This window comes from Paenibacillus sp. YAF4_2, assembly GCF_052113225.1.
In the GTDB taxonomy this organism is placed as follows: Bacteria; Bacillota; Bacilli; order Paenibacillales; family Paenibacillaceae; genus Pristimantibacillus.
In genome coordinates this window covers 700513-725807 of the sequence record NZ_JBFRCT010000001.1, presented here as the reverse complement: position 1 = coordinate 725807, position 25295 = coordinate 700513, and the positions used below count along the sequence as shown (strand labels likewise).

Here is a 25295-nt window from a genome sequence, read left to right as displayed (position 1 = left end):
TGTTTAAAGATGAGTTCAGAAAGTTCATTTGATATTGTATCGAAGATGGATATGCAAGAGTTAAACAATGCCATTACACAAGCGGAACGCGAGATCGAGACGCGTTTTGACTTTAAAGGAAGTAAGAGCAGCATCAAGCTTGAGAAGGAAGAACTTATCATTATTTCCGATGATGATTTCAAGCTGGAGAGTGTTCTTGATATTCTGAAGTCGAAGATGGCTAAGCGTGGAGTTCCGATTAAAAACTTGGAATATGGCAAGGTCGAATCTGCTTCTGCGCATACCGTTCGTCAACGGATTAAGCTCAAGCAAGGTATTGAGCAAGATGATTCCAAGAAAATCAATATTCTTATTCGTGACTCCAAGCTGAAGGTGAAGAGCCAAATTCAGGGCGACCAGATCCGTGTAACCGGAAAAAGCCGTGATGATTTGCAGGCTGTTATGGCTTTGCTTCGCGGTGCGGATTTGAAAATCGAGCTGCAGTTCACGAACTACCGTTAATACGCCTTAATCCGGCCCTTCGCTGACGCTCCACGCGGCGGTTGAAGGGCTTTCGAACGATGATGCTTTCGTGTTTTGACACAGGAAATGGCATGTATTATACTAGTTGATAGCTTTTGGAAACGATCCGGGGGACATATAAATGACAGTACAAGCAATCATGCATCATAGCAGGAACAAGGCTAAACGCAATTCGGATTTGACCGGGGGTGTATACTAATGAACCTGGCGAATAGGATAACGCTGGCTAGAATTATTTTAGTGCCGATCATTATGGTATTTCTGCTCGTCAATATTGATATTAAGCCGCTTGAGTTCGGCGACGATTACTCCATTACATACAATCAGATCATAGCGGCTATCATCTTTATCATAGCGGCAAGTACTGATGGGCTCGATGGCTACATCGCACGTAAGAACAAGATCGTAACGAACCTTGGGAAACTTCTTGATCCGCTTGCAGACAAACTGCTTGTTGCAGCTGTCTTGATCTCACTTGTGCAGATGGACAAGTTAGCGGCATGGATGGCGATCGTTATTATCAGTCGTGAATTTGCGGTAACAGGTTTGCGTCAGATTGCTCTTCTTGATGGCAGTGTTATGGCTGCGAGCACTTGGGGCAAATGGAAGACAGCCGTTCAAATTACGATGATTATTTCGCTCTTGCTCAACAACTTTCCGTTCTCGTTCATCGATTTTCCGTTTGACGAGATCATTAGCTGGCTGGCCGTTCTGATTACGGTGTATTCCGGCTTTGATTATTTCTTCAAGAATAAACATTTGATTCCTGTGCAATAAACATAAGTAACAATAAAGCATCTTTCCTGAAGAGGAGAGGTGCTTTTGCTTCCTAATGCTAAAAATCAAGGGGGAAATCGAGTGAAAGCGGAAATTATTGCAGTTGGTACGGAGCTGCTGCTTGGTCAGATTGTAAATACAAACGCACAGTACTTGTCAAGAAAGCTTGCCACGTTTGGCATTGATGTTTACTTTCAAACGGTAGTTGGCGATAATTCAGCCCGCATTCGTCAAGCAATTGAGATTGCGCGTGAACGTGCAGATTTGCTCGTCTTTACCGGCGGTATTGGTCCTACACAGGATGACTTGACGAAGGATGTGCTCGCGGCTTATTTAAATAGGAGTCTTTCTATCCACCAGCCGTCCATGGATAAGATCGAGCACATGTTCAGCTCCCGAGGCATTCATATGGTGGAGAGCAATAGGCGGCAAGCGTTGATGATTGATGGCAGCGTACCGATCGATAATGAAGCGGGACTCGCTGTTGGGAATGGGCTTTCTGAAGAGGGGACACATTATTTGATGCTTCCTGGTCCGCCGCGTGAAATGAAGCCTATGATGGAAGGTCCTGGTGCGGAATGGCTGCGATCTATCCTTAGTACGGAAGAGCCGCTGTATTCACGGGTTCTTATGTTTGCAGGTATTGGCGAATCTACGCTTGAAGCAAAGCTTATTGATCTTATCGAAGCACAATCTGATCCTACCATTGCCCCTTATGCAAAGGAGGGCGAAGTTGCGATCCGTGTGTCAACAAAAGCGGCTAATGAAACAGATGCAACGGCGAAGCTTGATAAAACCACTGCAGATATCATGCAGCGTGTAGGTCAACACTTATATGCACGAGAAGAAATTACATTAGAAGAACAGATTGTTCAGCTGCTTCGGGCTTCCAGAAGAAAGCTTTCGACTGCGGAAAGTATAAGCGGGGGGCTGCTAGCGGAGCTAATTACCGGCATTCCAGGCAGCAGCGGCGAATATTCAGGTGGTGTCGTGACCTATACAAACGAAATGAAGCATAAGCTTCTTGGCATTCCAATGGCCCAACTAGAGGGTGATGGAGCACCTGGTGCAATCAGTGAGTCGACTGCTGCGATGATGGCTGAGCGAGTACGCCAGATTGGTGATTCGGATTTTGGTGTATCCTTAACGGGTGTTGCTGGTCCGGCTCAAGCAGAAGGCCATCCGGTAGGGCTTGTCTACTATGCGGTTGCAGAGCGGGGGAAGCCGACGTCGGTCTTTACCGGTCATTTCTCGGGAACTCGATCGATTATCCGTATTCGAGCTGTTAAAGCTGCCTTATATCAATTATGGCTTAAACTAGGCGAATAATAATTTGTCGGATTAACGCGAAAAAGCTTGCGGGATTGTACCAGTTCCGTTATAATTGTCAGTATACGGAAGAACCGTGGCGAAGATTACTTTGCTGCGGTTTTTTTATGTCTATTTTTAAAAGTCACTTAAGATGGGGTATCACCATAGGAATGAAAGGACGTGGAAATAAAAAGACGAATGTATGTTCGAAAAAAAGCTTGGCTTTTGACTAGAAACAAGGTATCATACAATTATAAATGAATGAAGGATGTGAGTGGCTTGTCGGATCGTCGTGCTGCTTTAGAGATGGCTTTACGTCAAATTGAGAAACAATTTGGTAAAGGTTCCATCATGAAATTAGGAGAATCCACACATATGCAAGTTGAAACCGTGCCGAGCGGTTCCCTTGCTTTAGATATTGCACTTGGAATTGGCGGTTTACCGAGAGGTCGTATTATCGAGGTTTATGGACCGGAATCCTCCGGTAAAACAACAGTTGCCCTTCACGCGATTGCGGAAGTACAACGTATTGGCGGACAAGCAGCGTTTATCGATGCCGAGCATGCGCTCGATCCATCGTACGCAAATAAGCTTGGCGTTAACATCGATGAGTTGCTGTTGTCTCAACCAGATACAGGAGAGCAAGCACTTGAAATTGCAGAAGCTCTTGTACGCAGCGGCGCTGTTGACATTATCGTTATCGACTCCGTTGCGGCTCTTGTACCAAAAGCAGAGATTGAAGGCGACATGGGTGATTCCCACGTTGGTCTGCAAGCACGTCTGATGTCACAAGCACTTCGTAAGTTGGGCGGCGCAATCAGCAAGTCGAAGACAATTGCAATCTTCATCAACCAATTGCGTGAGAAAGTCGGCGTTATGTTTGGTAACCCGGAGACAACGCCAGGCGGACGCGCACTCAAGTTCTATTCTTCCGTTCGTCTTGATGTCCGCCGTATTGAAACAATCAAACAAGGCAACGACATGGTTGGTAACCGTACGCGTATCAAAGTCGTTAAGAATAAAGTTGCTCCGCCATTTAAGCAAGCTGAGGTCGATATTATGTACGGTGAGGGCATTTCGAGAGAAGGTAGCCTTGTCGATATTGGCACAGAGATGGACATCGTTCAGAAGAGTGGAGCATGGTTCTCCTACAATGGTGATCGCTTAGGTCAAGGCCGCGAGAACGCGAAGCAGTTCTTGAAGGATCATCCGCAGATTGCTGCAGTAATCGAGAAGCAAATCCGTGAACAAAGCAACTTGTCTGCTTCGGCAGAGCCAGCTGACTTCTCGAAAGATGATGACGATGATTTCGATGAGTCGGAACTTGATGATTAATAATTCAACTTTCGCAGCTATGAATCCATACTGCGGAAGTTAAGTTAATAGCTTAGGAGCAACGCCGTCCCATTGAGGGCGGCGTTGCTCCTTTTTCGCCATAACGAACGGAGTGAGTCCTAAATGATTATCGAGATTTCATCGGTCGAACAGGACCGCAAGGAACGAAAGCGTTACAACATCTTCACGAATGGCATGGAAGAGCCGCTATTCTCGGTTCACGAGGATTTGTTAATTAAGCACCGATTATTTAAGGGTACGTCGCTCAGCACGGAGGAAATTACCGAGATAACGGAAGAAGATGATCGTTACAGGGCTTATGCGCTAGCTATTTACTATTTGGGGTTCAAAGCAAGGACTCGCAAAGAAATTGAGCAATATTTAATGCGCAAGGCGTTCGAGCCGGAGCCAATTGCTTATGCGCTTGAACGTTTAGAATCGGAGCATATTGTTGATGATGAAGAGTATGCGCGGCAATTTGCCAAGCAGCGTATCCGTTATAGTCAAAAAGGCCGCCGTTGGATTAAGCAGGAGCTGCAGCAGCGAGGAGTAACAAATCAAGCTGCGTCAGAAGCACTGGAAGCCATCGACCGGGATGATGAACTTGCGTCAGCGATTCATGCCGCAAAGAAGAAATGGCGCTCCCTTAAAGGAGAAAATAGAGAGAAACGTCAAAAACTCCTCTCCTTTTTAATGCGAAGAGGGTTTCCTTCGGATGTCGTCAAAGAGGCGGCAAAAGCAGCTATAGATGAAGCGGAAATGGAACAGGCAGATGACGATGATGGGCTTTTGCTTGACAATTGATTTTGCCAAAAGATAAAATAAAATTGTATTCCTTTTATATCAGATCAATTTTCCTTCCAAAAGTTGATTTGAAACGATTATTTTCGTCAATAAGTTTGAGAATGAATCGGTATGGAAACCGGCTAAAAACCTAATATCATCCCAAGCATTGCCTTGGTGAATGCAACGAGGAGGTGAACAAATGGACCCTATTTGGACGGTGTTGATCTGTCTCGTTGTTGGCGTTATTTTCTTTGGGATTGGTTATTTTATTCGCAAGTCGATTGCCGAGGCCAAAATTTCCAGCGCTGAGCAAGCTGCTGTTGTCATCGTAGAAAGTGCGAAGAAGGAAGCAGAAGCTCAGAAGAAAGAAACGGTGCTCGAAGCAAAAGATGAAATCCACAAACTCCGTACGGAGGCTGAAAAAGACATCCGAGAGCGGCGTAATGAGTCTTTGCGTCAAGAAAGACGTTTGCTCCAGAAAGAGGAGTCGCTGGATAAAAAGATAGAAGCACTCGAGCGCAAAGAAGAGTTAGTTGCCAACAAAGAGAAACGGATCGATGACACACAAGAACAAATTGATTCCATTTACAAGCAGCAGCTTAGTGAATTGGAGCGTATCTCCAGCTTGACTATGGAAGATGCGAAATCGATTATTTTGTCGAATGTGGAACAGGAAGTACGTCACGAAACAGCACAGATGATCAAAGAGATCGAGCAGCAAGCGAAAGAAGAAGCCGATCGTAAGGCGCGGGACATTATTTCACTCGCTATTCAACGTTGTGCGGCGGATCACGTAGCAGAGACGACTGTATCGGTCGTAACGCTGCCTAACGAAGAAATGAAAGGCCGCATAATTGGACGTGAGGGCCGTAATATCCGTGCACTCGAAACATTGACTGGTATCGATCTAATTATCGACGATACACCGGAAGCGGTCATTCTGTCAGGCTTTGACCCGATTAGACGTGAAATTGCTCGGACTTCACTTGAGAAGCTTGTTGCAGATGGTCGTATACATCCGGCTCGCATTGAAGAGATGGTCGAGAAGTCCCGTAAGGAAGTGGATGAGCGGATCCGTGAATACGGTGAGCAAGCTACTTTCGAGGTTGGGGTTCACGGTTTGCATCCTGACTTGATTAAAATTCTGGGACGTCTGAAGTATCGGACAAGCTACGGTCAGAACGTGCTGAAGCACTCGATGGAAGTTGCTTACTTGACAGGCCTTATGGCTGCAGAGCTTGGCGAGGATATTACTCTGGCTAAGCGCGCAGGCCTCCTGCACGATATCGGCAAGGCACTTGACCACGAGGTTGAGGGCTCACATGTTGAGATCGGCGTAGAACTGGCGAAGAAGTACAAAGAGCATCCTGTTGTTATCAACAGTATCGCTTCCCACCATGGAGATGTAGAAGCAACTTCTGTAATCGCGATGTTAGTAGGAGCAGCGGACGCATTGTCTGCCGCACGCCCTGGTGCACGTCGTGAAACGCTTGAAACGTACATTAAACGTCTGGAGAAGCTGGAAGACATTTCGGAGTCGTTCGACGGCGTAGAGAAGTCTTTCGCAATCCAAGCAGGACGCGAAGTCCGTGTTATGGTTCAGCCTGAAAAGATTGACGATACAGAAGCATTCCGACTTGCACGCGACATTACGAAGAAAATCGAGAGTGAACTCGATTATCCGGGACATATTAAAGTTACGGTTATTCGTGAGACCCGTGCAGTTGAATATGCGAAGTAACACAAGCAAATAGCAAGAACGAAAAGTGGCTGCTTGTCAGCCACTTTTTTTGCATAATAAAGGAGTGGCAGAGTGAACGTATTATTTATTGGTGATATCGTAGGAAGTGTAGGCCGTAAAGCCCTTAAGCAGGTGCTACCGGCACTTAAAAGTAAATATAATCCGCATATTATTATCGTAAACGGTGAGAATGCTGCAGCAGGTCGCGGTATTACACAGACCATTGCCCGTGAGTTTTTTGAATGGGGCGTTCATGGCATTACGATGGGTAATCATACCTGGGACAATAAGGATATCTTTGAATGGATAGATGAAGAACCACGCATTGTGCGGCCGGCTAACTTCCCGGAAGGGACTCCTGGCCAAGGTTATGCCTTAATCAAAGCCAACGGCAAGCAGTTAGCCATTATTAATTTACAGGGCAGGACATTCCTGCCGCCAATTGATTGCCCATTCCGGAAGGCAGAAGATCTAGTTACTCTGGCGAGAGAGAAGACCAACAATATTTTGGTTGATTTCCATGCCGAAGCTACCTCTGAGAAGATTGCTATGGGCTGGCATTTGGCTGGTCATGCCTCGATCGTAGTTGGTACCCATACACATGTACAGACGAATGATGACCGCATTCTGCCGGGCGGAACAGCTTACCTTACCGATGTGGGGATGTCGGGTCCTCGTGATGGCGTCCTGGGTATGGATCGTAACGCTGTGTTACATAAATTTTTAACTCAGCTGCCTACACGTTTCGTCGTGGACGAAGGGGATTGGCATTTGCATGCGGTCTCGGTTCACATTGACGATGCGACAGGCCAAGCTACGAAAATTCAAAAAATCCGATTGACGGAAGATGAATGGCTGCTCATGCAGTAGCTATATGAATATTCGAAAAGTTTAGTCAATTCAGAATAGTGCTGAAAGTTATTAGGATAATAGCAGGAATTTTTTAACCTCTCTCGAATACTATCTAAATAGTGGAATCCATCCATCATTCCCGAGGAGGTCCTTTTTCATGGAAGTATTAAAAGTTTCAGCAAAGTCCAATCCAAATTCCGTTGCAGGTGCGCTAGCCGGAGTTTTGCGTGAGCGCGGCGCCGCTGAATTGCAAGCCATCGGGGCGGGTGCACTAAATCAAGCGATCAAAGCGGTAGCGATTGCTCGCGGATTCGTAGCTCCGAGCGGGGTGGATTTAATCTGTGTGCCGGCATTTACTGACATTGTGATTGATGGAGAAGATCGTACAGCGATAAAGCTTATTGTAGAACCTAGGTAATTCGAATAACCAAACGTCAAGTGCGGGACTGAATTAGACCGGGTATTTGAACCTGTTTACGTAGTAGACAGGTTTTTTGCTTTGTTGGGGTTAATCCAATTATTCATCTTGGTTGTAAAAGGCGGTGCGATATGACCTTTACGGTGGCGGATTTTCATTGTGATGTATTAAGCAAACTGCTAGTTGATCCGAAGCTTTCTTTCCGAAATAGTGAATCTAATGCACTTGATGTAACGTATGAGCGATTAAAGGAATCAGGTGCAGTTCTTCAAACGTTCGCGGTCTACATACCGGAAAAGTTAAATGGCTCTATTGAACCCATTCTAGAAAGTATCGATCATTTCTATGAACAGGTGCTTACTTGTCCCGATATGATGCTCGTACGCAATCAAGCCGATCTAAGAGAAGGTCTGGCTACTGGTAAGATAGGCGCCTTGCTGTCCCTTGAAGGAGTAGATGGACTGCAGGGCAGTATTCCCATTCTAAGACTTCTACACCGCCTTGGCGTGCGAGCAGCAGGACTAACCTGGAATTATGCGAACTGGGCCGCAGACGGCGTTATGGAGCCTCGAGGAGGGGGTCTAACGGCGAAGGGGAGAGCATTCGTCCAAGAATGCGATAATCTGGGTATACTGGTGGATGTATCGCATTTGTCTGAGCGGGCGTTCTGGGATGTAGCGGATCTAGCATCAAGGACGATTATAGCTTCTCATTCAAACGCAAAAGCGCTTCTTAACCATCCCCGTAATCTGACGGATGAACAAATAAAAGCTATTCTCGCTCTGCAGGGCTTAATCGGTGTGACATATGTACCTTGGTTCGTAGCTGAAGGGGAGCAGGTCACAATCGATCATGTGCTAAGACATATCGAACACATATGTGAGCTTGGCGGTGAGCAGCATCTTATGCTTGGATCAGACTTTGACGGAATCGATAAATATGTAAGTGGTTTAACTCATCCTGGTGAGGTGTACAGGCTTCGGGAGGCGCTGCTGAAAAGGTACACGGAACAGCAGACCAAGCAGTTTTTATCGGGTAATGCGCTTTCATTTTTAGCTGCCCATTTGCCGGTGTAATGAACCGCTTTGTCCGATCTTAATCCGCTATAAATTCAATCGAAAATGATTATGTGATCATTAAGCGTTTACATCTTGCAATTTTCAAACCACACCTTTACACTTGTTGTGACTGTTTATTCATAATACAAATTATTGTTGGATATTGCCTTAGTAATGTACGCGGCTTAAGCCATCAAAAAGAGGAGATGGGCGTTTTGATTAGTCAATTGTCTTGGAAGATCGGAGGGCAACAAGGGGAAGGCGTCGAAAGTACGGACCGTATCTTTTCCACGGCGCTTAACCGGCTTGGGTATTATCTATATGGATATCGTCATTTCTCGTCGCGAATCAAGGGCGGACATACGAATAATAAGATTCGAATCAGCACATACCCAATTCGGGCGATCTCCGATGATCTGGACATCCTCGTGGCGTTCGACCAAGAAAGTATAGATCTGAATGCAAAAGAGCTTCGCACCGGCGGCGTAATCGTGGCAGATGCGAAGTTTAATCCGGTTGTACCTGAAGGAATCGATGCTAGACTCTTCGCAGTACCCATTACGAAGATGGCAGAAGAGCTTGGTACTTCCCTAATGAAGAACATGGTTGCTTCCGGCGCATCCTGGGCACTGCTTGGGCTGCCGCTTGAAGTATTCAATAAAGCAGTAGAAGAAGAGTTCGGACGTAAAGGCGCAGCAATCGTGGAGAAAAATATCGAAGCGGTTAAGCTTGGTGCGGAGTTCGTACTAGAGCAAGCGGGTGGACCACTTGACGAGTTTAAGCTGGGTGATGCAGATGGCCAGCAAAAGCTGTTTATGATTGGCAACGAAGCAATTGGGCTTGGTTGTATTGCAGCTGGCTGCCGGCTTATGTCAGCGTATCCAATTACTCCCGCATCTGAGATTATGGAATATCTTATTAAGAAGCTTCCTGCACTTGGCGGTACAGTTGTTCAAACGGAAGACGAAATCGCAGCTGTTACGATGGCAATTGGCGCTAACTATGCCGGTGTCCGTACGATGACGGCATCTGCCGGACCTGGTCTGTCTCTGATGATGGAGGCAATTGGCCTTGCAGGTATGACGGAGACTCCGCTTGTCATTGTGGATACGCAGCGCGGTGGTCCTTCCACAGGCTTGCCAACGAAGCAAGAGCAATCCGACTTGAACGCGATGGTATACGGAACGCATGGCGAGATTCCAAAGATCGTTATCGCACCGGCATCGATCGAGGACTGCTTCTATGATATGATCGAAGCCTTTAACCTGGCTGAGCAGTATCAAGTACCCGTTATCGTGATGACGGATCTTCAGCTGTCGCTCGGCAAACAATCCTGTGAGCCGTTTGACTTTAATTCGATCCAGATCAACCGCGGCAAGCTGGTAGAAGAAGGGCCAGAGCTTGAGCAGCATCAGCTGTTTAAACGTTATGAGCTCACTGAAGACGGCGTATCGCCTCGTATACTGCCTGGTGCCAAAAATGGTATTCACCATGTTACTGGCGTGGAACATGACGAGACAGGACGTCCTTCGGAGAGTGCCACTAACCGTCTGAAAATGATGGATAAACGTCTGCATAAGCTGGATGATCTCTTCATTCGTGAAGGTCTTCGCGTTGATGCTCCTAACGAGACGCCGGATCTTCTCATTATTGGCATGGGCTCAACAGGTGGCACGATCGATCAAGCCCGCGAATGGCTGGCAAACGACGGTATTACAACGAACCACATTACGATCCGTCAGATTCATCCGTTCCCTACAGAGCAATTGCTTCCTCACTTGCAACAGGCGAAAAAAGTCGTTGTTATCGAGAACAATGCGACGGCACAGCTCGCTGGCCAGATCAAAATGAATGCAGGCTTTGCTGAAAAAATCCGCAACCTGCTGAAATATGACGGCAATCCGTTCCTGCCATCTGAAGTTTATAAAGCGTGCAAGGAGTTGGACTAATTATGGCAACGTTTAAAGAGTTTAGAAATAATGTGAAGCCGAACTGGTGCCCGGGCTGCGGAGACTTCTCCATCCAAGCAGCTATTCAACGTGCGGCAGCTAATGTAGGCCTTGAGCCGGAAGAGCTTGCTGTTATTTCGGGTATCGGCTGTTCCGGCCGTATTTCCGGTTACATTAACGCATATGGCCTTCATGGTATTCATGGCCGTGCGCTTCCTATCGCGCAGGGTGTTAAGCTTGCTAACCGCGAGCTGACCGTTATCGCATCTGGAGGTGACGGCGACGGATTCGCAATTGGTATGGGTCATACCGTGCATGCCATTCGTCGTAACCTGAACATCACGTATATCGTTATGGATAACCAAATCTATGGTCTGACAAAAGGGCAAACGTCTCCGCGAAGCGCAGAAGGCTTTAAGACCAAATCGACGCCGGAAGGCTCGATCGAGTCGACATTGTCGCCGCTTGAGATTGCTTTATCTGCAGGTGCTACTTTTGTAGCCCAATCGTTCTCCAGTGATCTGAAACAGTTGACTGCCTTAATCGAAGCAGGTATTAAGCATGAAGGCTTCTCGCTGATCAATGTTTTTAGCCCATGTGTAACGTTTAACAAAATCAACACGTACGACTGGTTCAAAGAAAATATCGTTAACCTGGAGCAATTCCCGGATTACGATCCTACTAACCGCGTAACCGCGATGAATAAAATCATGGAAACAAACGGCATGCTGACGGGTCTGATCTATCAGAATACGGTGCGTAAATCATATGAGGATATGATTACAGGCTTCCGCCCGGAAGCACTGGCTAAACAAGATCTTTCGCTGTCCGAAGAGCACTTTGCGAAGCTTGTAGCGGAATTTAAATAGGTGTATGATGGGCATACGGCCTTTTTTTACAAGAGGCCGTATGCTTTTTAATTTTGATGGGATTACAAAGGAGTAAAAACAAATGGAACAAAAATTAGTGCCCGTGGGCGTATCGGCAAGACATATTCATTTATCTGCGGAGCATGTCGCTATATTATTTGGAGAAGGCAGTGAACTAACGGTTGCTAAACCGTTGTCGCAGCCTGGTCAATATGCTGCTAATGAGACGGTTGCAGTCATCGGACCAAAAGGTACTTTCCCAAAAGTAAGAATTCTGGGTCCTGTACGCCCGTCTACACAACTGGAAGTATCGCGTACAGATGCGTTCTCGCTTGGTGTAAACCCGCCTGTACGGGAATCTGGCAATATTGCAGGCTCGGCCGGCATCACCCTTAAAGGACCAGCTGGTGAAGTTACAATTGAAGAGGGCGTAATCGTTGCTGCTCGTCACATTCACTTCCATACCTCAGATGCCGACAAGTGGGGGATTGCCGATAAACAACAGCTGAAAGTTCGCTTCCAAGGCGAGCGTGGCGTTGTATTCGAGCATGTGATTGCTCGTGTATCTCCGGACTTTGCACTGGATATGCATATTGATACCGATGAGGCGAATGCTGCAGGCATCAAGAACGGTGATACGGCAGAAATCATCGAATAGGTCGATGAGTGGACAGAGAGGCTGACAAGCGGGATACACCGTTGTCAGCCTCTTTTGTCAGCCATGGATGAATAGATATCGATGAGGCAGTTATGCTATAATTTTGTATTAGGGATATTTCATGTAGAGGGAAGTGAACAACCATGTCTAAGGGTAAAGCTCAAGCCGACAAGGTTAAAGACTATTCCAAATACTTTGACTTCTCGGATGCTAAGGTGCTAAGTGAGGAAGACGGGGGAACGACCTATCGCATTAAAGGCCGGAACGTTCAAATTAACTCCACACCAGATTACAAAGAAGAAAAGAAACGCGGCAAAGAAGACATTGAAGTTCATTATGATTTCATCATTCCTGAGGAGCTTCAAACACTCGGTAAAGGGAAATTTTACTTCATACAAACATACGGCTGCCAAATGAATGAGCATGACACAGAAGTGATGAAGGGCATGTTCGAAGAGATGGGCTATGCAGCCACGGAAGATCGCCAGCAGGCGGATGTGATCCTGCTTAATACATGCGCCATTCGGGAAAATGCCGAAGATAAAGTATTTGGTGAGCTTGGACATCTAAAGACGTTAAAGCTGCAAAAGCCTGGTCTGCTATTAGGTGTTTGCGGATGCATGTCCCAGGAAGAATCAGTAGTAGGCAAAATCCTGCAAAAGCATGCTTTTGTCGATATGATTTTTGGTACTCATAACATTCATCGGTTACCGCATTTGTTACAAAACGCTTACTTCAGCAAGGAGATGGTCGTTGAGGTTTGGTCCAAAGAAGGCGACATCATCGAAAATATGCCCAAGAAGCGGGATGGCATGCGTGCATGGGTAAACATCATGTACGGCTGCGATAAATTCTGTACATACTGCATTGTGCCATACACAAGAGGCAAGGAGCGCAGCCGTCGTCCGGAGGATGTGATTGCCGAAGTTCGTGAGCTCGCTCGCCAAGGGTTTAAAGAGATTACTCTGCTTGGACAAAATGTAAACGCCTACGGCAAGGATTTTAAAGATATCTCTTACCGATTTGGCGATTTGATGTTTGATATTTCAAAGATAGATATTCCTAGGGTTAGGTTTACGACCAGCCATCCGCGGGATTTCGACGATCATCTGATTGATGTGCTGGCTGAGGGAGGCAATTTGGTTGAGCATATTCATCTGCCGGTCCAATCCGGCAGCACGGAAGTACTCAAACGAATGAGCCGCAAATATTCGAGCGAACTCTATATGGAGCTAGTTGCCAAGATTAAACGCGCGATTCCGAATGTTTCTCTCTCAACCGATATTATCGTTGGTTTCCCTGGTGAGACGGATGAGCAATTTGAGGAGACGATGTCGTTAGTTCAGAAGGTTGGTTTCGACTTTGCCTATACATTCATCTACTCACCTCGTGAGGGAACGCCAGCTGCAGGTATGGAAGACAATGTCCCTGCTGACGTAAAGAAGCAGCGTCTGAAGAGGCTCAATGAGCTGATGGCAGAGCTTGGCCGCAAGAGCCATGAACGGATGGAAGGCGAGATTGTTGAGGTGCTTGTCGAAGGAGAGAGTAAGAACAATTCGCATATTTTGGCAGGCCGGACTCGTACGAATATGCTCGTTCACTTAGAGGGTCCAAAGGAATGGATTGGACAATTTGTACATGTTCGTGTAACAGAAGCAAAAACATGGTATATTAAAGCAGAACCATTGGCGAATTCCGCCAGCAATGTATCTTAAGTTGTGACTCAAATAATGGGAGAGATGATAGATGTCCGAACAGCAGACTGCAGTTAATAATCACCACCATCATGATCATGAGGATGGCCACTCGTGTGATGTGCCGAAATTTGATACACGTGACCTTCTCGTACGTGAAGATATTATGGAAAAAGCGAAGGAGCTCGCTGGCCTGATCTTTACTTCCGAGGAAGTACAGCAATATCGCCGTGCCGAGAAGCAAATTCAAGGCAATGACCGCGTTCAATCGCTTATCACAATGATCAAGAAGAAGCAAAAAGAAGTGGTAGCCTTTGAAACAACCTTCAAGAATGAGCAAATGGTGAAAAAAATCGAAGGCGAAATGGAAACGCTGCAGGATGAACTGGACGGCATTCCAATCGTATCGGAGTTCCAGCAAAGCCAATCCGACATTAACTATTTGCTGCAGCTTGTTATCTCAATCGTTCGTGATACCGTATCGGAGAAAATCAATGTAGAAGACGCTCAAGTTGAAGCGCCTGAAGAATGTGACTAAAATAAATGGAGAGGCGGTTCTTTTTTATGAAGAACGCTTCTCTTTCTTTTTCACCCAATAAAAATCATGTACCTTAAAGGAGAGAGATAAACCATGAATCCATTTACATACTATAACCCTACCCGCCTGCATTTTGGTGAAGGGCAACTGAAACAGCTTCCTGTCGAAGCAGCTAGCCTTGGTAAACGTGTACTGCTTGTCTACGGTGGTGGCAGCATTAAGCGTAACGGACTATATGAGCAAGTTCTTGCGAAGCTGAATGAAGCTGGCTGTTCAGTTACTGAGCTCAGCGGAGTTGAGCCTAACCCGCGTCTATCGACAGTACACCGCGGTGCTGATCTATGCCGTTCGGAGTCCATTGATTGGGTGCTTGCAGTTGGCGGCGGCAGTACAATTGACTGTGCGAAAGCAATCATCATTGCTGCGAAATATGAGGGGAACTTCTGGGATGTCGTCAGCCGGAAAGCGAAGCCGGAAGCAGCTCTGCCGCTTGGTACGGTTCTTACACTAGCGGCAACCGGCTCAGAGATGAATTCCGGTTCTGTTATTACGAATGAAGAAACACTCGAGAAGCATGGCTGGGGCAATGTCCTTGCTTACCCGACTTTCTCGATTCTTGATCCTGCGTTTACGGCAAGTGCTCCAAAGGATCATACGGTCTATGGTATGGTCGATATGATGGCACATGTGATCGAGCAATATTTCCACCATGATTCCAACACGCCGGTTCAGGACGGCTTCTGTGAGACGATCCTGCGTACAGTTATTGCGACGGCTCCAGGCCTTGTGAATGATCTGACGAATGTAAAGCTGCGTGAAACGATTTTGTATTGCGGCACAATGGCACTGAACGGTACGCTGTCGATGGGTGTAATCGGCGATTGGGCGAACCATGATATGGAGCATGCTGTCTCCGCTGTATACGATATTCCGCATGGTGGTGGTCTGGCTATCCTGTTCCCGAACTGGATGAACTATGTGGTTGAAGATAATGTAGGACGCTTTAAGCAATTCGCGGTAAATGTATTCGGAGTTGAAGCAGCAGGTCGTGACGATCTCGAGGTTGCACGGGAGGGAATCGCGAAGCTCCGTGAGTTCTGGAATTCGATTGGCGCTCCTTCGCGCCTCGCGGATTATGATATTGATGACAGCCGACTCGAAGAAATGGCTGAGAAAACAACAGGCAGCGGTACACGCGGTAACTTCCGCAAGCTGAAGAAAGAAGATGTGGCGGCGATTTATCGTTTGTCGATGTAAGGAATTGAGTGGGGAGCAGACCGGTATCCGGTCTGCTTTTTTTTGTTTTCGTCATTTGGAGGGATATTCGAAACGGATGTCGTATTTAGTTAATCATTCTATGGAAATGGGGATTTATATGATTCAGTATCCGCTGCTTCACGAAGGTACGATGATAGGGGTAACGGCGCCTTCCTCAGGAGTAAGTACAGACCTGCATGAACTGTTGAGATTAGCCTGCAGCCGTATGGAGGCCAATGGATACCACATGATTTGCGGAGAGACCGTGTGGACGGAGCATAAAGCGAAGTCAGCTCCTGCGAAAGTAAGGGCAACGGAATTCAATCAGATGATGAAGGATGATACGATTGGAATGATTTTTCCACCTTGGGGTGGTGAGCTGCTGATCGAAGTGTTGGAGTTTATAGATTGGGAGCAGATCAAGAACAAGTGGATAATGGGCTATTCCGATATAAGTGTATTGTTGCTGGCCGTTACATTAAAGACAGGAATCGCCACGGCACATGGGGCAAATCTTATTGATCAGCGAGGAGAATGGTCTGATCAGACGACAGGGATGTGGGAAGAGGCATTATCCACTAAAACCGGGGAATCTGTCGTTCAAAATTCATCACCTTATTATCAAAAAGAATGGAATCATGATGATCCTACTCCATGTATCTTTCATTTGAATGAGCAAACCTCTTGGAAAGTTGTTTCGAACGAGACTGTGAAATTTAAAGGGCGCTTACTAGGTGGTTGTATCGATGTGATCAGACATTTAATAGGGACTCCTTACGGTGATGTCCGGCATTTTCAACAGAATGTGATCTCGCAAGAACCTATTGTGTGGTATCTGGAAAATTGTGAGCTCAATACAGCAGATATACGGAGATCACTTGTGCAAATGAAGCTGGCGGGCTGGTTTGACCATTGTGCAGGTATTTTGTTTGGCAGAAGTGCGGTTAATCGGCCAGTCGGTAACTATACGTTGGAGGATATGTATCAGGAGCTTGCGGAAGAATTGAAGATTCCGATTGTTTATGATATCGACTGTGGTCATGTTCCTCCTCAAATGACGTTTATAAACGGAGCGTTGGCAGAGATTGAAGTGGGGGATGGAAAAGGAGTTGTGAGGCAATTTTTCATTCCTTAACAGGGTTAAATATCTAATGAATTAAAGAACCATCCCGTTAAAGTCAAAGGATGGTTCTTTATTATTTTAAGCAGTTGTATGGATCGACTTGTTACCTTTTGTGGATTGGATTGACGACTGAATTCGTTGAATATATGGTTTAAGAGATAGTACAATAATAACCGCTACAAAGGATTTGATCGCGTCGCCTGGCAGGTATGGATAACAGCCGGCTGTCATTGCTTTTCCGAAGCTAAGACCTGTAACATGCATCAGCCAAGGTACTCCAGGTACATAAGTCAGGAACGAACCTAGCAATTCAAAAATAATATATAAGGCGATAAATGATAAAATGCGGTTACGCATGATGAATTCGTTACGGAAAAGTGCTTGAGTAGCGAAGCCGATTAAAAGTGCACAAAACGGGAAGGCAAAGATAAATCCGCCTGTATGCCCTGTTAAAGTCTCGAGTCCCCCTTTGCCGCCAAAGAGTGGAAGGCCTGTTGCCGCCAGGGCGATTACGATCACAATGGAGATAAAGCTCTTACGTGGACCTAGAATGGCACCTGCCAAGGTAACGGCGAGCGTCTGGAGAGTAATAGGCACGTAAGAACCAACTTTAATCTGAATGGCGCTCATAACAATAAATAGTGCGGCGAATAGGGCGATAAATACGGTGCTTCGAATTGAACTACTTGTGCGCATAGTGGATCGACTCCTTTAGTTATTGCGTTTTGAATGTTAACCATTTATATTTAAATTAGGTTAACAAATCGGATTTTAGCACAGCTTGATCATTTGGGGAAGAGGTTAGATGAATGTTTTTGGCAAAAAATTTGGTGGAGCTGTCCAATGTGTCAGTTAAGCCTCTTACATATGGAGAACAATTAAATGCTCAACCATACCTCCTTCACTATATTGATGTAACGATGGCTGAAGGGGAATGGATCACTTTAATCGGCCGCAACGGAAGCGGGAAAAGTACGCTGGCGAGGGTGATTGCAGGATTTGGTGCTATGCATACAGAGGGAAGGGTTGAGCGGGATCCGGTTCGTTTTGCTACAGGCCAGGTTCCAATCGTTCTGCAACAGCCAGATGCTTCAATGATTGGTTCGACGCCATGGGAAGATGTCGTCATGATGCTTGAACAGCATGGAGTAGAAGGTTCCAAGATTCCAGAGCTTGCGGAGGAAGCGCTGCGCCTAGTTGGTATGCATATTCGAATGCATCAACGAGTTGAGACCTTATCCGGCGGGCAAAAGCAGCTGACGGCGATAGCAGGTTGCCTAGCCGTGCAATCGCCTATGTTAATCCTCGATGAAGTAACAGCGATGCTGGACCCCGAAGCCTGTACCCAGGTCATGGAGAAGGTGCGGGAGTTGAATAAACGAGGAGTAACCGTCATCTGGATTACTCAAAAGCTTGAAGAGCTGGCAGCAGGTGATCGTGTTCTGGCACTCGAGCAAGGGAAACTGTGGTTTGATCATAAAGCAGAGAATTTGTTCGCACGGGATGAGGATGGCCAGAGCATTTGTGAAAGTATGGGCTTTACTGCTCCATATGTGATTCAAACCGCCTGGGAGCTAGAGAAGCTAGGTATGCCACTTGAGCCGCTGCCAATGACACCTGAGACGTTAGCGAAGGCGGTGCAGCAACGATGGTAGACGATTGGAAGCTGAGTCAGGCAACTGTTATTGCACAAAGTGAACGAGGTAAGGAATTGCTGAGCGGGATTAATCTTACCTTCCGTTCAGGTGCTATTACTTTGCTTGTCGGCCATAACGGCTCGGGCAAATCAACCTTATTGGAGACATTAGCAGGATTAAGACGCCTGCATAGTGGGAGTATCGAACAAGGTAATGAATCGTTGTGGACAAACGACGGAAGAAAGCCTCGTTTAAACAAGTCTATTGTGATGAATACCGGAATTGCGCTGCAGCAATCGGAATCACAATGGTTCGCTTCAACCGTTAGGGAAGAGTTCGACTACTCTCTTAAACCATATGGAATCACAGCGGAGGAGAGGGAGAAAAGGATCGTCAGTGCGATGGAGCAGGCTGGGCTGCCGCTTGAATTACTTGCAAGGGATCCTTGGACGCTTAGTGGAGGACAGCAGCGGAGGCTGGCTATCGCATGTCTCATGGCATGCGAGCCGCAATGGCTGCTGCTCGATGAGCCGACGGCGGGGTTAGACGCCGACGGCATCCGCCGCCTGTGCGCGATGCTTGATGCGCACAGGGCGGCGGGGCGCGGAGCGGTCGTGGCAACGCACGACCTCGACGCGCTGCTGCCGCTCGCGGACGAAGTCGCCGTTATTTCCGGCGGCTCTGTCCGCGAAGCGGCTCCCGCGGCCTCGTGGGCGGTGACACACGCCCACGCGGCCGCAGCGCCGCAGGCACAGCGCGCGCTCGCGCAGCTGCGCGCGGCAGGGTTTGCGCCGCCGGCGGAGCCAGGCGGCGCGCCGTGGCCGGCGCCGCGCGAGCTCGCGGCGCTGCTGGCGGCGCAGCGCGCTGCCACACCCGTGCAGGCTGCTGCTGCGCAAACCGCAGCAGCCTGCACGACAACAATAGAGCCGCCGTCAATTCCGGCGGCTCCCACTACAACCACCACACTCACGCAGCCTAACCGGCTCGCTTCGCGCTTCGATCCGCGGGCGCTAATCGCCGCGTATCTGCTGCTTGCGACAACGATCCTGCTCCAGCATAGCTGGGCAGGGCTCGCTGTCGCCGCAGCTTTATCCGCAGCAGCGCTAATCCCGCTGCGGGAACAAATAAGGCCCTGGATGAAAGCCATCCGGGCCTATATCATCATGATCGCAATTATTGCCATTTTTGCGGGACTACATCTTAATCCGGTCTCCTTTGATTGGGCACCGGCGATGCAGAACATTCAGCGCTTCAGCGGGCTTCTGCTCGTCATGCTGCTTGGCCTGCCGCTAATGGCGCTGGTAACTCCGCTTCGCGTGCAGCGAAGCTTGGAGCAGACGTTTGGCTGGCTGAATCAATTTAAAGTACCCGTTACGCAAGTTGCATTAACGGTCACCTTAATCTTCCGCTTTATTCCGCTCCTTGCAGATGAGTGGGAGCGATATGTCAAGATCGCCCATGCTCGGGGGAAAGCAACAACAGCATCCGGATCACTTCCATTCCGAATGCTGCTTCCTGCAATGGTACCCTATATTCGTTCTTTACTTCGTATGGCAGAGCAAATGGCAGATGCGCTGGAAGCACGGGGCATCGGACACCCGGCTGCAAAGCCAACCCAAGGCTTGCGTCTGCGATTTAGCCGAGAAGATATACTGATTGTTATATTCGCAGCAACTGCAGCTGCCATTCTGATTCTTATTCGTTGATCTGTTTAACTGTTCTGGTCCCAATTAGTTAGTCTCAATGATAAACCGAACTGATCTTTATTAGTTTCTGTCAATCATTTTACTGTTCTGATCCATATGAGTTATCACATGGTTTAACCGTTCTGAAACGTTTAATTAGCCACATTAATTAAATGATTATGATGATCCTGACTCTTTTAGTCAGCCTCTGAAAACCATTAATCCAATTAATATTTAACCTCATTAAATGATTAAGGGCTCAAAGGCAAAATGCAAGAGAGTTCTCTCTTTATCAAACTTTCCACTACATCAGCAGGACTTAGAACACTCGAAATAAGACCCTGCAAGGGTCTTATGCAGTGATCATTATGTGCAACTAGTAGCCATAAGACCCTGTGAGGGTCTTATTTTTTTATTTTTGGCAAAAAAATCAAGCTTCCTCGAGCATCTGAAATGCAATAAGACTCTGCAAGGGTCTTATGCAGTGATCATTATGTGCAACTAGTAGCCATAAGACCCTATGAGGGTCTTATTTTTTTATTCTTGGCAAAAAAATCAAGCTTCCTCGAGCATCAGAAATGCAATAAGACCCTGCGAGGGTCTTATACAATGATCGTTATGTGAACATGGTAGCAATAAGACCCTCTGAGGGTCTTATCACTCTATCCCGTCGTCATTTTAATGATGTATGGGACAACTCCATCATCCTACTTCAATACTCCCTGAATCATCTTCTTCCGATCATGCCTGTAAAACACAACACATAACAGAACAGCCATTAATCCGAATACTCCGCCAAGAGCGAAGCCGCTGTTTAATCCCCAGCTTTCGTTCAGCCAGCCTGCTAGGAAGGGGCCGGCAAACATCCCAGCTGCGTATACCGCTTGATACAGCCCCATAGCAGTAGCGCGGCCTTGGGGATTCACGTCGCGGATGGCGAGCCCAAGAAGAAGTGGGATATGCAGGCCTTGGGCAAAGCCATTTATGATCTGTGTAAACATAAGAACCCAAATATTATGAACGAAGCAAATTGATACGGTGCAGATCGCGCTTAGGATGAAGCCTGTGCCAATCGTGACCCAGTTGCCAAACCGCGGTGCGAACCAGCTTGCTGTGAACATCGAAGCGAGAGCATGCGGCGCCATAAAGGCGAATACGAGCAGGGTTAGCTCAAGTCCGCTGCTGCCTAGTGCCTCAGCTTTGAGCGGCGTAAATCCGAACATCGTAATGAACAGCACACAATGTGCAAGTAAAGACAGCATAGCTACCTGAAGCAGAAGCTTCGTTTGGATTACACTTCGAATCATTGAGAACGAGATTCCGCTGCGCTCATGAAGCGGTTTGTCTGGTTCATGAATGAGAAGTGCTAGCAATAAGCCAATTCCTCCGATAACTGCCCCGAGCACAAATGGAGCATCTTCTCCAAATCCGTCGGACATCCACCCACTGAGCAGCATGCCGATCATCTGACCGGAGACGGTCATCACACTAATATTGCCCATCGCTTTAGTCGCTTCCTCAGCGGCAAAATAATTCGCATACATGACCGTAAAAGCGACCCATGTCGAGGCGCATAATCCAGCCATTGCCCGGCCAGCAAGCGGCCACATCCAGCTGCCTGGAATGATAAACAAGAGACAGCTGGCACTTGCAGCGAGCATGCCAAGCAGAATAAACGGTTTTCTTTTTCCCCATCGATCGGACAACATCCCTAATGGAAAACGAATGAGCAGCTGCATAAAGCCATAACTGCCAAGCACAATACCAATTAAATCAAGCGACAGCCCCCGAGAGCTCAAATACGGCGACAATGTTGGTACGTATGTATACATCGCAATCCAGAACATTAAGGTAACCGTCATAAAAAGTAGTCGATGATTTCGTGTTGATGGTTCCATTCCTGCTACCTCCCTCATATAAATCTACTTTATAAGACATGCCTCAGCCTGTCACTTCTAATTTTGCTTACCTCCAGGAAACCTTTCACCGGGTAGAAGCGTTATAGGTGTGGCCCCTGTCAATTTTTTCTAGTGCAAGGGGTGCTGGAATGGATGAACAACTGACCAGGAAGACCGTAGTGTTAAGAGAGCTTCGAGATTGGACGCTGGCTATAATCTTGGCGATCATCATCGCATTACTGTTCCAAAATTATGTTTACGCGCAATCTGAAGTACATAACATCTCTATGCAAAATACACTTGTCGCAGGTCAGCGGCTGATCGAGGATAAATGGTCCTATCGGTTCAAGTCGCCAGAACGTGGTGATATTGTTGTCATCCATGGCCCAGAAAGCCCCTTAAGGTTAGTAAAGCGAGTAGTAGGACTCCCCGGCGATGTCATTGATGTGCGGGATGGTGCAGTTTATTTGAACGGGATGAAGTACGAAGAGCCCTATGTGAAAGGGCAAACGTTATCTGGCAAAATGTCATTTCCGTATACCGTTGCATCCAAGCAGCTATTCGTTATGGGAGATAACCGCGAGCATAGTGAGGACAGCCGGGCGATTGGCCCAATTGCTTATTCCAGTATCGAAGGGAAAGTTGTTATCCGGATTTGGCCTCTTACCAAATTTGGACTTCTATGAGAGGAGACTTAAGGTTGAACAATCTGATGCAGCATCGCCCAGTTAAACGGTCAATATTACGCCTAAAGGCGGGCAAATGGTGGTTTACCAATAAGAGGAGAATGAAATGGCTGCTAAGCGGTACAAAGCTGGCCAAAATTCGCAAAGAGCAATCATTACCGTATGTTGTTTATACGCATGCAACGCCGTTAATGAGACAGCTGCGCAACGTCGAGATGTGGCTGCAGACGAATAAAGTCATAAACTTGCGGCTGGCAGCGGAAAAACTAAACGGCATTGTTCTGATGCCCGGCGAGACCTTTTCCTACTGGCGTGCGATTGGCAAGCCTACAAGGCAAAAAGGATACGTTGACGGAATGATCTTATTTTATGGTACTTATAAGACGGGAGTTGGCGGTGGACTCTGCCAGATGTCGAATCTTATTTATTGGATGACGCTGCATACCCCTTTGCAGGTTGTTGAGCGGCATCGTCACAGCTACGACGTATTCCCTGACGCAGGACGCACGCAGCCCTTTGGGAGTGGAGCAACCTGTGCATACAATTATTTGGATCTGCAAATCTATAATCCTACGGAGGAGCCGTATCAACTGGTCGTAGGTCTAACAGAAGATAAGCTTGTGGGAGAATGGCGGTCATCCCTGCCAGTCAAATACCGTTATGAAGTGTTCGAGAAAGATCATCGCATCGAATTAAAGCCTTGGGGTGGTTATATCCGAAGCAATGCCATTTATCGAAGAAAGTATGCTCAGGAGGAAGGCGACATGCTGGGCGAGGAATATATTACAGGCAATGAAGCGATTATGATGTACGCACCATTGCTTGAGCAGAGCTGACCATGTATGCTTGCCGCTTTCTACAGCCACACTAACCTATAGACAAATTTTTTTAAGATTGGAAAATAGGAGGCTGTACGGGATGAGATCCTTGAGACAACCGTTGATCTATATGATTCTAGTCACGATATTTGTTATGGCTGCTCCATCGATGGCGCATGCTGAACCGGCGTATGCCAAATACGGCAGAATTGCTATGCAGGAGACAGCTAACCGATTTCCGGAAGCTGACATTATCGATTACAAATATGAAGGACGTTTTCCATCCGGGACAACGGATGCGGAAGAGCGGTTTGTTTTATGGCTCAGAGGAGCCGGCTCCGAATTTGGCGTTAGGGTCCGCATACGAGTTGTGTCGGATACAGGCGATGTCAGAGACGTTCAAGTAGAAGAGATCAGGCAGTAGCTATGATTTGTAAAAAATGAAACATCTGATGGAAGTCAACGTATTTCATGATAAGTCTTTTAGTTATAAAGGTTCATCATACCGATAGGGGGAAATAATCATGTTAGTAACAACAACAGCAACACTTGAAGGACATCCTATTATCGAATATTCGGGTATTGTAACGGGTGAAGCGATTATGGGAGCGAATGTTGTACGTGACTTCTTCGCTTCGATAACCGATATTGTTGGCGGCCGTTCGGGAGCCTACGAAAGCAAGCTGAAAGAAGCAAGAGATGTCGCTTTTGCAGAAATGAAAAATCAGGCTTCACGGATTGGAGCAAATGCGATTGTTGGCATCGATATTGACTATGAGGTTGTACGCGATGGCATGCTGATGGTAGCCGTAAGCGGTACAGCAGTACGAATTTAATAGAGCGGAGAGGAAGCTTCTGGCTGGCCGGAGGCTTCTTTTCCATTCCTATGACCCTACGCTAGACATCGAATAGTTGAAACCGTTACAATTCAGAAGGATAGAAGGCGGGATCGAATATGGATTTCATGTCCTCAATGGTTGAACAGCGCATTAAGGAAGCAATGGCAAAAGGGCAATTCGATAACCTGAAAGGCAAAGGTCAGCCTCTGGAGCTGGAGGATAATTCTCATGTGCCTGAGGAGCTGCGTGTGGCTTACAAGCTGTTAAGTAATGCCGGTATGATTGCAGAGGAGATGGTTATCCAGAAGGAAATCGTGAGTCTCCGTGATCTAATCCTTTTGTGCCAGAATCCTGATGAACAGGCTGTCTTGAAGAAGAAGCTGACGGAGAAGGAAATCAGGTATAAGATGCTTATGGAAGCTAGGGGACTGCAGCAATCACCTGCCTTTCAGCAGTATGAGTCTAAGATCTTGAAGAAATTTGAAGGAGTGGAATGACGTGTATTCCGAAATTACACCAGCAGAAGTAGAAGAGCGCCTGAAGAGTGGCGAGAAATTGCATTTGATCGATGTACGTGAGGATGACGAGTGGGAATCTGGGCATATTCAGGAAGCGGTTAGTCTTCCACTATCTGTGTTCGGAGAACGCTTTGGCGAGCTGCCGAAGGACGAATCACTGATTATGGTTTGCCGCAGCGGCGGTCGCAGTGGAAAAGCTTGCGATTTCCTGGATGCACAAGGCTATAAGGTAACGAATATGACCGGCGGCATGCTGGCTTGGACCGGCGAAGTCGCATACGGCAAATAATAAGGAAGCGTGCGTAGTGGGAAATCCCCATTAGCAC

Annotated in this window: 26 protein-coding genes; 24 read left to right on the top strand and 2 right to left on the bottom strand. The window is 47.1% G+C overall.

Features of this window, described 5'->3' with window-relative positions; all coding sequences use genetic code 11:
* The first annotated feature begins 9 nt into the window (after window positions 1-9).
* From AB4Y93_RS03665 to AB4Y93_RS03590, 16 genes are all read left to right on the top strand, one after another.
* The gene (locus AB4Y93_RS03665) at window positions 10-501 is read left to right on the top strand and encodes a YajQ family cyclic di-GMP-binding protein (RefSeq protein ID WP_441889045.1); all 492 of its coding nucleotides are present in this window, start codon (window positions 10-12) and stop codon (window positions 499-501) included.
* Window positions 502-720: 219 nt separating this feature from the next.
* Window positions 721-1299 carry a CDP-diacylglycerol--glycerol-3-phosphate 3-phosphatidyltransferase gene (gene pgsA, locus AB4Y93_RS03660; RefSeq protein WP_167280687.1) on the top strand — a complete coding sequence of 193 codons (579 nt, stop codon included), beginning with the start codon at window positions 721-723 and terminating at the stop codon, window positions 1297-1299.
* Between the two features lie 81 nt (window positions 1300-1380).
* Window positions 1381-2628, top strand: coding sequence for a competence/damage-inducible protein A (locus tag AB4Y93_RS03655; RefSeq protein WP_441889043.1), 1248 nt, complete (start codon window positions 1381-1383; stop codon window positions 2626-2628).
* Window positions 2629-2889: 261 nt separating this feature from the next.
* The gene (gene recA, locus AB4Y93_RS03650; RefSeq protein ID WP_441889041.1) at window positions 2890-3945 is read left to right on the top strand and encodes a recombinase RecA; all 1056 of its coding nucleotides are present in this window, start codon (window positions 2890-2892) and stop codon (window positions 3943-3945) included.
* Window positions 3946-4068: 123 nt separating this feature from the next.
* Window positions 4069-4749, top strand: a complete 681-nt coding sequence (locus AB4Y93_RS03645; protein ID WP_441889039.1) for a regulatory protein RecX — start codon at window positions 4069-4071, stop codon at window positions 4747-4749.
* 181 nt (window positions 4750-4930) lie between these two features.
* Entirely contained in the window at window positions 4931-6472 is a 1542-nt protein-coding gene (gene rny, locus AB4Y93_RS03640; protein ID WP_441889037.1) for a ribonuclease Y, read from the top strand.
* A gap of 72 nt (window positions 6473-6544) precedes the next feature.
* Complete coding sequence (locus tag AB4Y93_RS03635; RefSeq protein ID WP_441889035.1) at window positions 6545-7342, top strand: TIGR00282 family metallophosphoesterase; 798 nt, start codon at window positions 6545-6547, stop codon at window positions 7340-7342.
* Between the two features lie 139 nt (window positions 7343-7481).
* Window positions 7482-7742, top strand: a complete 261-nt coding sequence (locus tag AB4Y93_RS03630) for a stage V sporulation protein S (RefSeq protein ID WP_005550495.1) — start codon at window positions 7482-7484, stop codon at window positions 7740-7742.
* 131 nt (window positions 7743-7873) lie between these two features.
* Window positions 7874-8818: a dipeptidase gene (locus AB4Y93_RS03625; RefSeq protein WP_441889032.1), complete on the top strand. Its 945-nt coding sequence runs from the start codon at window positions 7874-7876 to the stop codon at window positions 8816-8818.
* 197 nt (window positions 8819-9015) lie between these two features.
* The gene (locus AB4Y93_RS03620; RefSeq protein WP_441889030.1) at window positions 9016-10749 is read left to right on the top strand and encodes a 2-oxoacid:acceptor oxidoreductase subunit alpha; all 1734 of its coding nucleotides are present in this window, start codon (window positions 9016-9018) and stop codon (window positions 10747-10749) included.
* Between the two features lie 2 nt (window positions 10750-10751).
* Window positions 10752-11618 carry a 2-oxoacid:ferredoxin oxidoreductase subunit beta gene (locus tag AB4Y93_RS03615; protein ID WP_441889028.1) on the top strand — a complete coding sequence of 289 codons (867 nt, stop codon included), beginning with the start codon at window positions 10752-10754 and terminating at the stop codon, window positions 11616-11618.
* A gap of 82 nt (window positions 11619-11700) precedes the next feature.
* Window positions 11701-12276, top strand: a complete 576-nt coding sequence (pduL, locus tag AB4Y93_RS03610; protein ID WP_441889026.1) for a phosphate propanoyltransferase — start codon at window positions 11701-11703, stop codon at window positions 12274-12276.
* Between the two features lie 143 nt (window positions 12277-12419).
* On the top strand, window positions 12420-13991 hold the full coding sequence (miaB, locus tag AB4Y93_RS03605; protein WP_441889023.1) for a tRNA (N6-isopentenyl adenosine(37)-C2)-methylthiotransferase MiaB: 1572 nt from the start codon (window positions 12420-12422) through the stop codon (window positions 13989-13991).
* A gap of 31 nt (window positions 13992-14022) precedes the next feature.
* Window positions 14023-14508, top strand: coding sequence for a RicAFT regulatory complex protein RicA family protein (locus tag AB4Y93_RS03600; protein ID WP_441889021.1), 486 nt, complete (start codon window positions 14023-14025; stop codon window positions 14506-14508).
* A 93-nt stretch (window positions 14509-14601) separates the two neighbouring features.
* Window positions 14602-15765, top strand: coding sequence for an iron-containing alcohol dehydrogenase (locus AB4Y93_RS03595; RefSeq protein WP_441889019.1), 1164 nt, complete (start codon window positions 14602-14604; stop codon window positions 15763-15765).
* 118 nt (window positions 15766-15883) lie between these two features.
* Window positions 15884-16900, top strand: a complete 1017-nt coding sequence (locus AB4Y93_RS03590; RefSeq protein ID WP_441889253.1) for a S66 family peptidase — start codon at window positions 15884-15886, stop codon at window positions 16898-16900.
* Between the two features lie 66 nt (window positions 16901-16966).
* Here the strand turns inward: AB4Y93_RS03590 and AB4Y93_RS03585 are convergent, their stop codons facing one another.
* The gene (locus AB4Y93_RS03585; RefSeq protein ID WP_441889017.1) at window positions 16967-17584 is read right to left on the bottom strand and encodes a biotin transporter BioY; all 618 of its coding nucleotides are present in this window, start codon (window positions 17582-17584) and stop codon (window positions 16967-16969) included.
* Between the two features lie 113 nt (window positions 17585-17697).
* Here AB4Y93_RS03585 and AB4Y93_RS03580 point away from each other — a divergent pair, with 113 nt between their 5' ends.
* Both AB4Y93_RS03580 and AB4Y93_RS03575 read left to right on the top strand, forming a co-directional pair.
* Window positions 17698-18543, top strand: a complete 846-nt coding sequence (locus AB4Y93_RS03580; RefSeq protein ID WP_441889015.1) for an ATP-binding cassette domain-containing protein — start codon at window positions 17698-17700, stop codon at window positions 18541-18543.
* Window positions 18537-20231, top strand: a complete 1695-nt coding sequence (locus AB4Y93_RS03575; RefSeq protein WP_441889013.1) for an ATP-binding cassette domain-containing protein — start codon at window positions 18537-18539, stop codon at window positions 20229-20231. The genes AB4Y93_RS03580 and AB4Y93_RS03575 overlap by 7 nt, the downstream gene beginning before the upstream one ends.
* Before the next feature lie 686 nt (window positions 20232-20917).
* Here the strand turns inward: AB4Y93_RS03575 and AB4Y93_RS03570 are convergent.
* Complete coding sequence (locus AB4Y93_RS03570) at window positions 20918-22108, bottom strand: MFS transporter (RefSeq protein WP_441889011.1); 1191 nt, start codon at window positions 22106-22108, stop codon at window positions 20918-20920.
* 149 nt (window positions 22109-22257) lie between these two features.
* On the opposite strand from AB4Y93_RS03570, the gene lepB reads away from it, so the two are divergent.
* The 6 genes from lepB to AB4Y93_RS03540 all read left to right on the top strand — a co-directional run bounded on the left by lepB (window position 22258) and on the right by AB4Y93_RS03540 (window position 25258).
* Window positions 22258-22794 (top strand): signal peptidase I, encoded by a 537-nt coding sequence (gene lepB / locus AB4Y93_RS03565; RefSeq protein ID WP_441889009.1) that lies wholly within the window; start codon window positions 22258-22260, stop codon window positions 22792-22794.
* 26 nt (window positions 22795-22820) lie between these two features.
* On the top strand, window positions 22821-23630 hold the full coding sequence (locus tag AB4Y93_RS03560; protein ID WP_441889251.1) for a VanW family protein: 810 nt from the start codon (window positions 22821-22823) through the stop codon (window positions 23628-23630).
* An 82-nt stretch (window positions 23631-23712) separates the two neighbouring features.
* Window positions 23713-24036: a DUF3889 domain-containing protein gene (locus tag AB4Y93_RS03555; protein ID WP_441889007.1), complete on the top strand. Its 324-nt coding sequence runs from the start codon at window positions 23713-23715 to the stop codon at window positions 24034-24036.
* Between the two features lie 100 nt (window positions 24037-24136).
* Window positions 24137-24448 carry a heavy metal-binding domain-containing protein gene (locus tag AB4Y93_RS03550; protein WP_441889005.1) on the top strand — a complete coding sequence of 104 codons (312 nt, stop codon included), beginning with the start codon at window positions 24137-24139 and terminating at the stop codon, window positions 24446-24448.
* Between the two features lie 119 nt (window positions 24449-24567).
* A complete protein-coding gene (locus tag AB4Y93_RS03545; protein WP_441889003.1) occupies window positions 24568-24948 on the top strand; it encodes a DnaJ family domain-containing protein in 381 nt (126 codons plus the stop codon).
* Between the two features lies 1 nt (window position 24949).
* Window positions 24950-25258, top strand: coding sequence for a rhodanese-like domain-containing protein (locus AB4Y93_RS03540; RefSeq protein WP_441889001.1), 309 nt, complete (start codon window positions 24950-24952; stop codon window positions 25256-25258).
* Window positions 25259-25295 lie beyond the last annotated feature (37 nt).

Excerpts from the sequence above, each read along its gene's own strand:
- AB4Y93_RS03560 (WP_441889251.1), top strand. The coding sequence starts at position 22,821 with ATGCAGCATCGCCCAGTTAAACGGTCAATATTACGCCTAAAGGCGGGC.
- AB4Y93_RS03555 (WP_441889007.1), top strand. The coding sequence starts at position 23,713 with ATGAGATCCTTGAGACAACCGTTGATCTATATGATTCTAGTCACGATA.
- AB4Y93_RS03550 (WP_441889005.1), top strand. The coding sequence starts at position 24,137 with ATGTTAGTAACAACAACAGCAACACTTGAAGGACATCCTATTATCGAA.
- AB4Y93_RS03615 (WP_441889028.1), top strand. The coding sequence starts at position 10,752 with ATGGCAACGTTTAAAGAGTTTAGAAATAATGTGAAGCCGAACTGGTGC.
- miaB (WP_441889023.1), top strand. The coding sequence starts at position 12,420 with ATGTCTAAGGGTAAAGCTCAAGCCGACAAGGTTAAAGACTATTCCAAA.
- AB4Y93_RS03625 (WP_441889032.1), top strand. The coding sequence starts at position 7,874 with ATGACCTTTACGGTGGCGGATTTTCATTGTGATGTATTAAGCAAACTG.
- AB4Y93_RS03595 (WP_441889019.1), top strand. The coding sequence starts at position 14,602 with ATGAATCCATTTACATACTATAACCCTACCCGCCTGCATTTTGGTGAA.
- rny (WP_441889037.1), top strand. The coding sequence starts at position 4,931 with ATGGACCCTATTTGGACGGTGTTGATCTGTCTCGTTGTTGGCGTTATT.
- AB4Y93_RS03570 (WP_441889011.1), bottom strand. The coding sequence starts at position 22,108 with ATGGAACCATCAACACGAAATCATCGACTACTTTTTATGACGGTTACC.
- AB4Y93_RS03630 (WP_005550495.1), top strand. The coding sequence starts at position 7,482 with ATGGAAGTATTAAAAGTTTCAGCAAAGTCCAATCCAAATTCCGTTGCA.
- pduL (WP_441889026.1), top strand. The coding sequence starts at position 11,701 with ATGGAACAAAAATTAGTGCCCGTGGGCGTATCGGCAAGACATATTCAT.
- AB4Y93_RS03585 (WP_441889017.1), bottom strand. The coding sequence starts at position 17,584 with ATGCGCACAAGTAGTTCAATTCGAAGCACCGTATTTATCGCCCTATTC.
- pgsA (WP_167280687.1), top strand. The coding sequence starts at position 721 with ATGAACCTGGCGAATAGGATAACGCTGGCTAGAATTATTTTAGTGCCG.
- lepB (WP_441889009.1), top strand. The coding sequence starts at position 22,258 with ATGGATGAACAACTGACCAGGAAGACCGTAGTGTTAAGAGAGCTTCGA.
- AB4Y93_RS03590 (WP_441889253.1), top strand. The coding sequence starts at position 15,884 with ATGATTCAGTATCCGCTGCTTCACGAAGGTACGATGATAGGGGTAACG.
- AB4Y93_RS03665 (WP_441889045.1), top strand. The coding sequence starts at position 10 with ATGAGTTCAGAAAGTTCATTTGATATTGTATCGAAGATGGATATGCAA.
- AB4Y93_RS03575 (WP_441889013.1), top strand. The coding sequence starts at position 18,537 with ATGGTAGACGATTGGAAGCTGAGTCAGGCAACTGTTATTGCACAAAGT.
- AB4Y93_RS03545 (WP_441889003.1), top strand. The coding sequence starts at position 24,568 with ATGGATTTCATGTCCTCAATGGTTGAACAGCGCATTAAGGAAGCAATG.
- AB4Y93_RS03645 (WP_441889039.1), top strand. The coding sequence starts at position 4,069 with ATGATTATCGAGATTTCATCGGTCGAACAGGACCGCAAGGAACGAAAG.
- AB4Y93_RS03580 (WP_441889015.1), top strand. The coding sequence starts at position 17,698 with ATGTTTTTGGCAAAAAATTTGGTGGAGCTGTCCAATGTGTCAGTTAAG.
- AB4Y93_RS03600 (WP_441889021.1), top strand. The coding sequence starts at position 14,023 with ATGTCCGAACAGCAGACTGCAGTTAATAATCACCACCATCATGATCAT.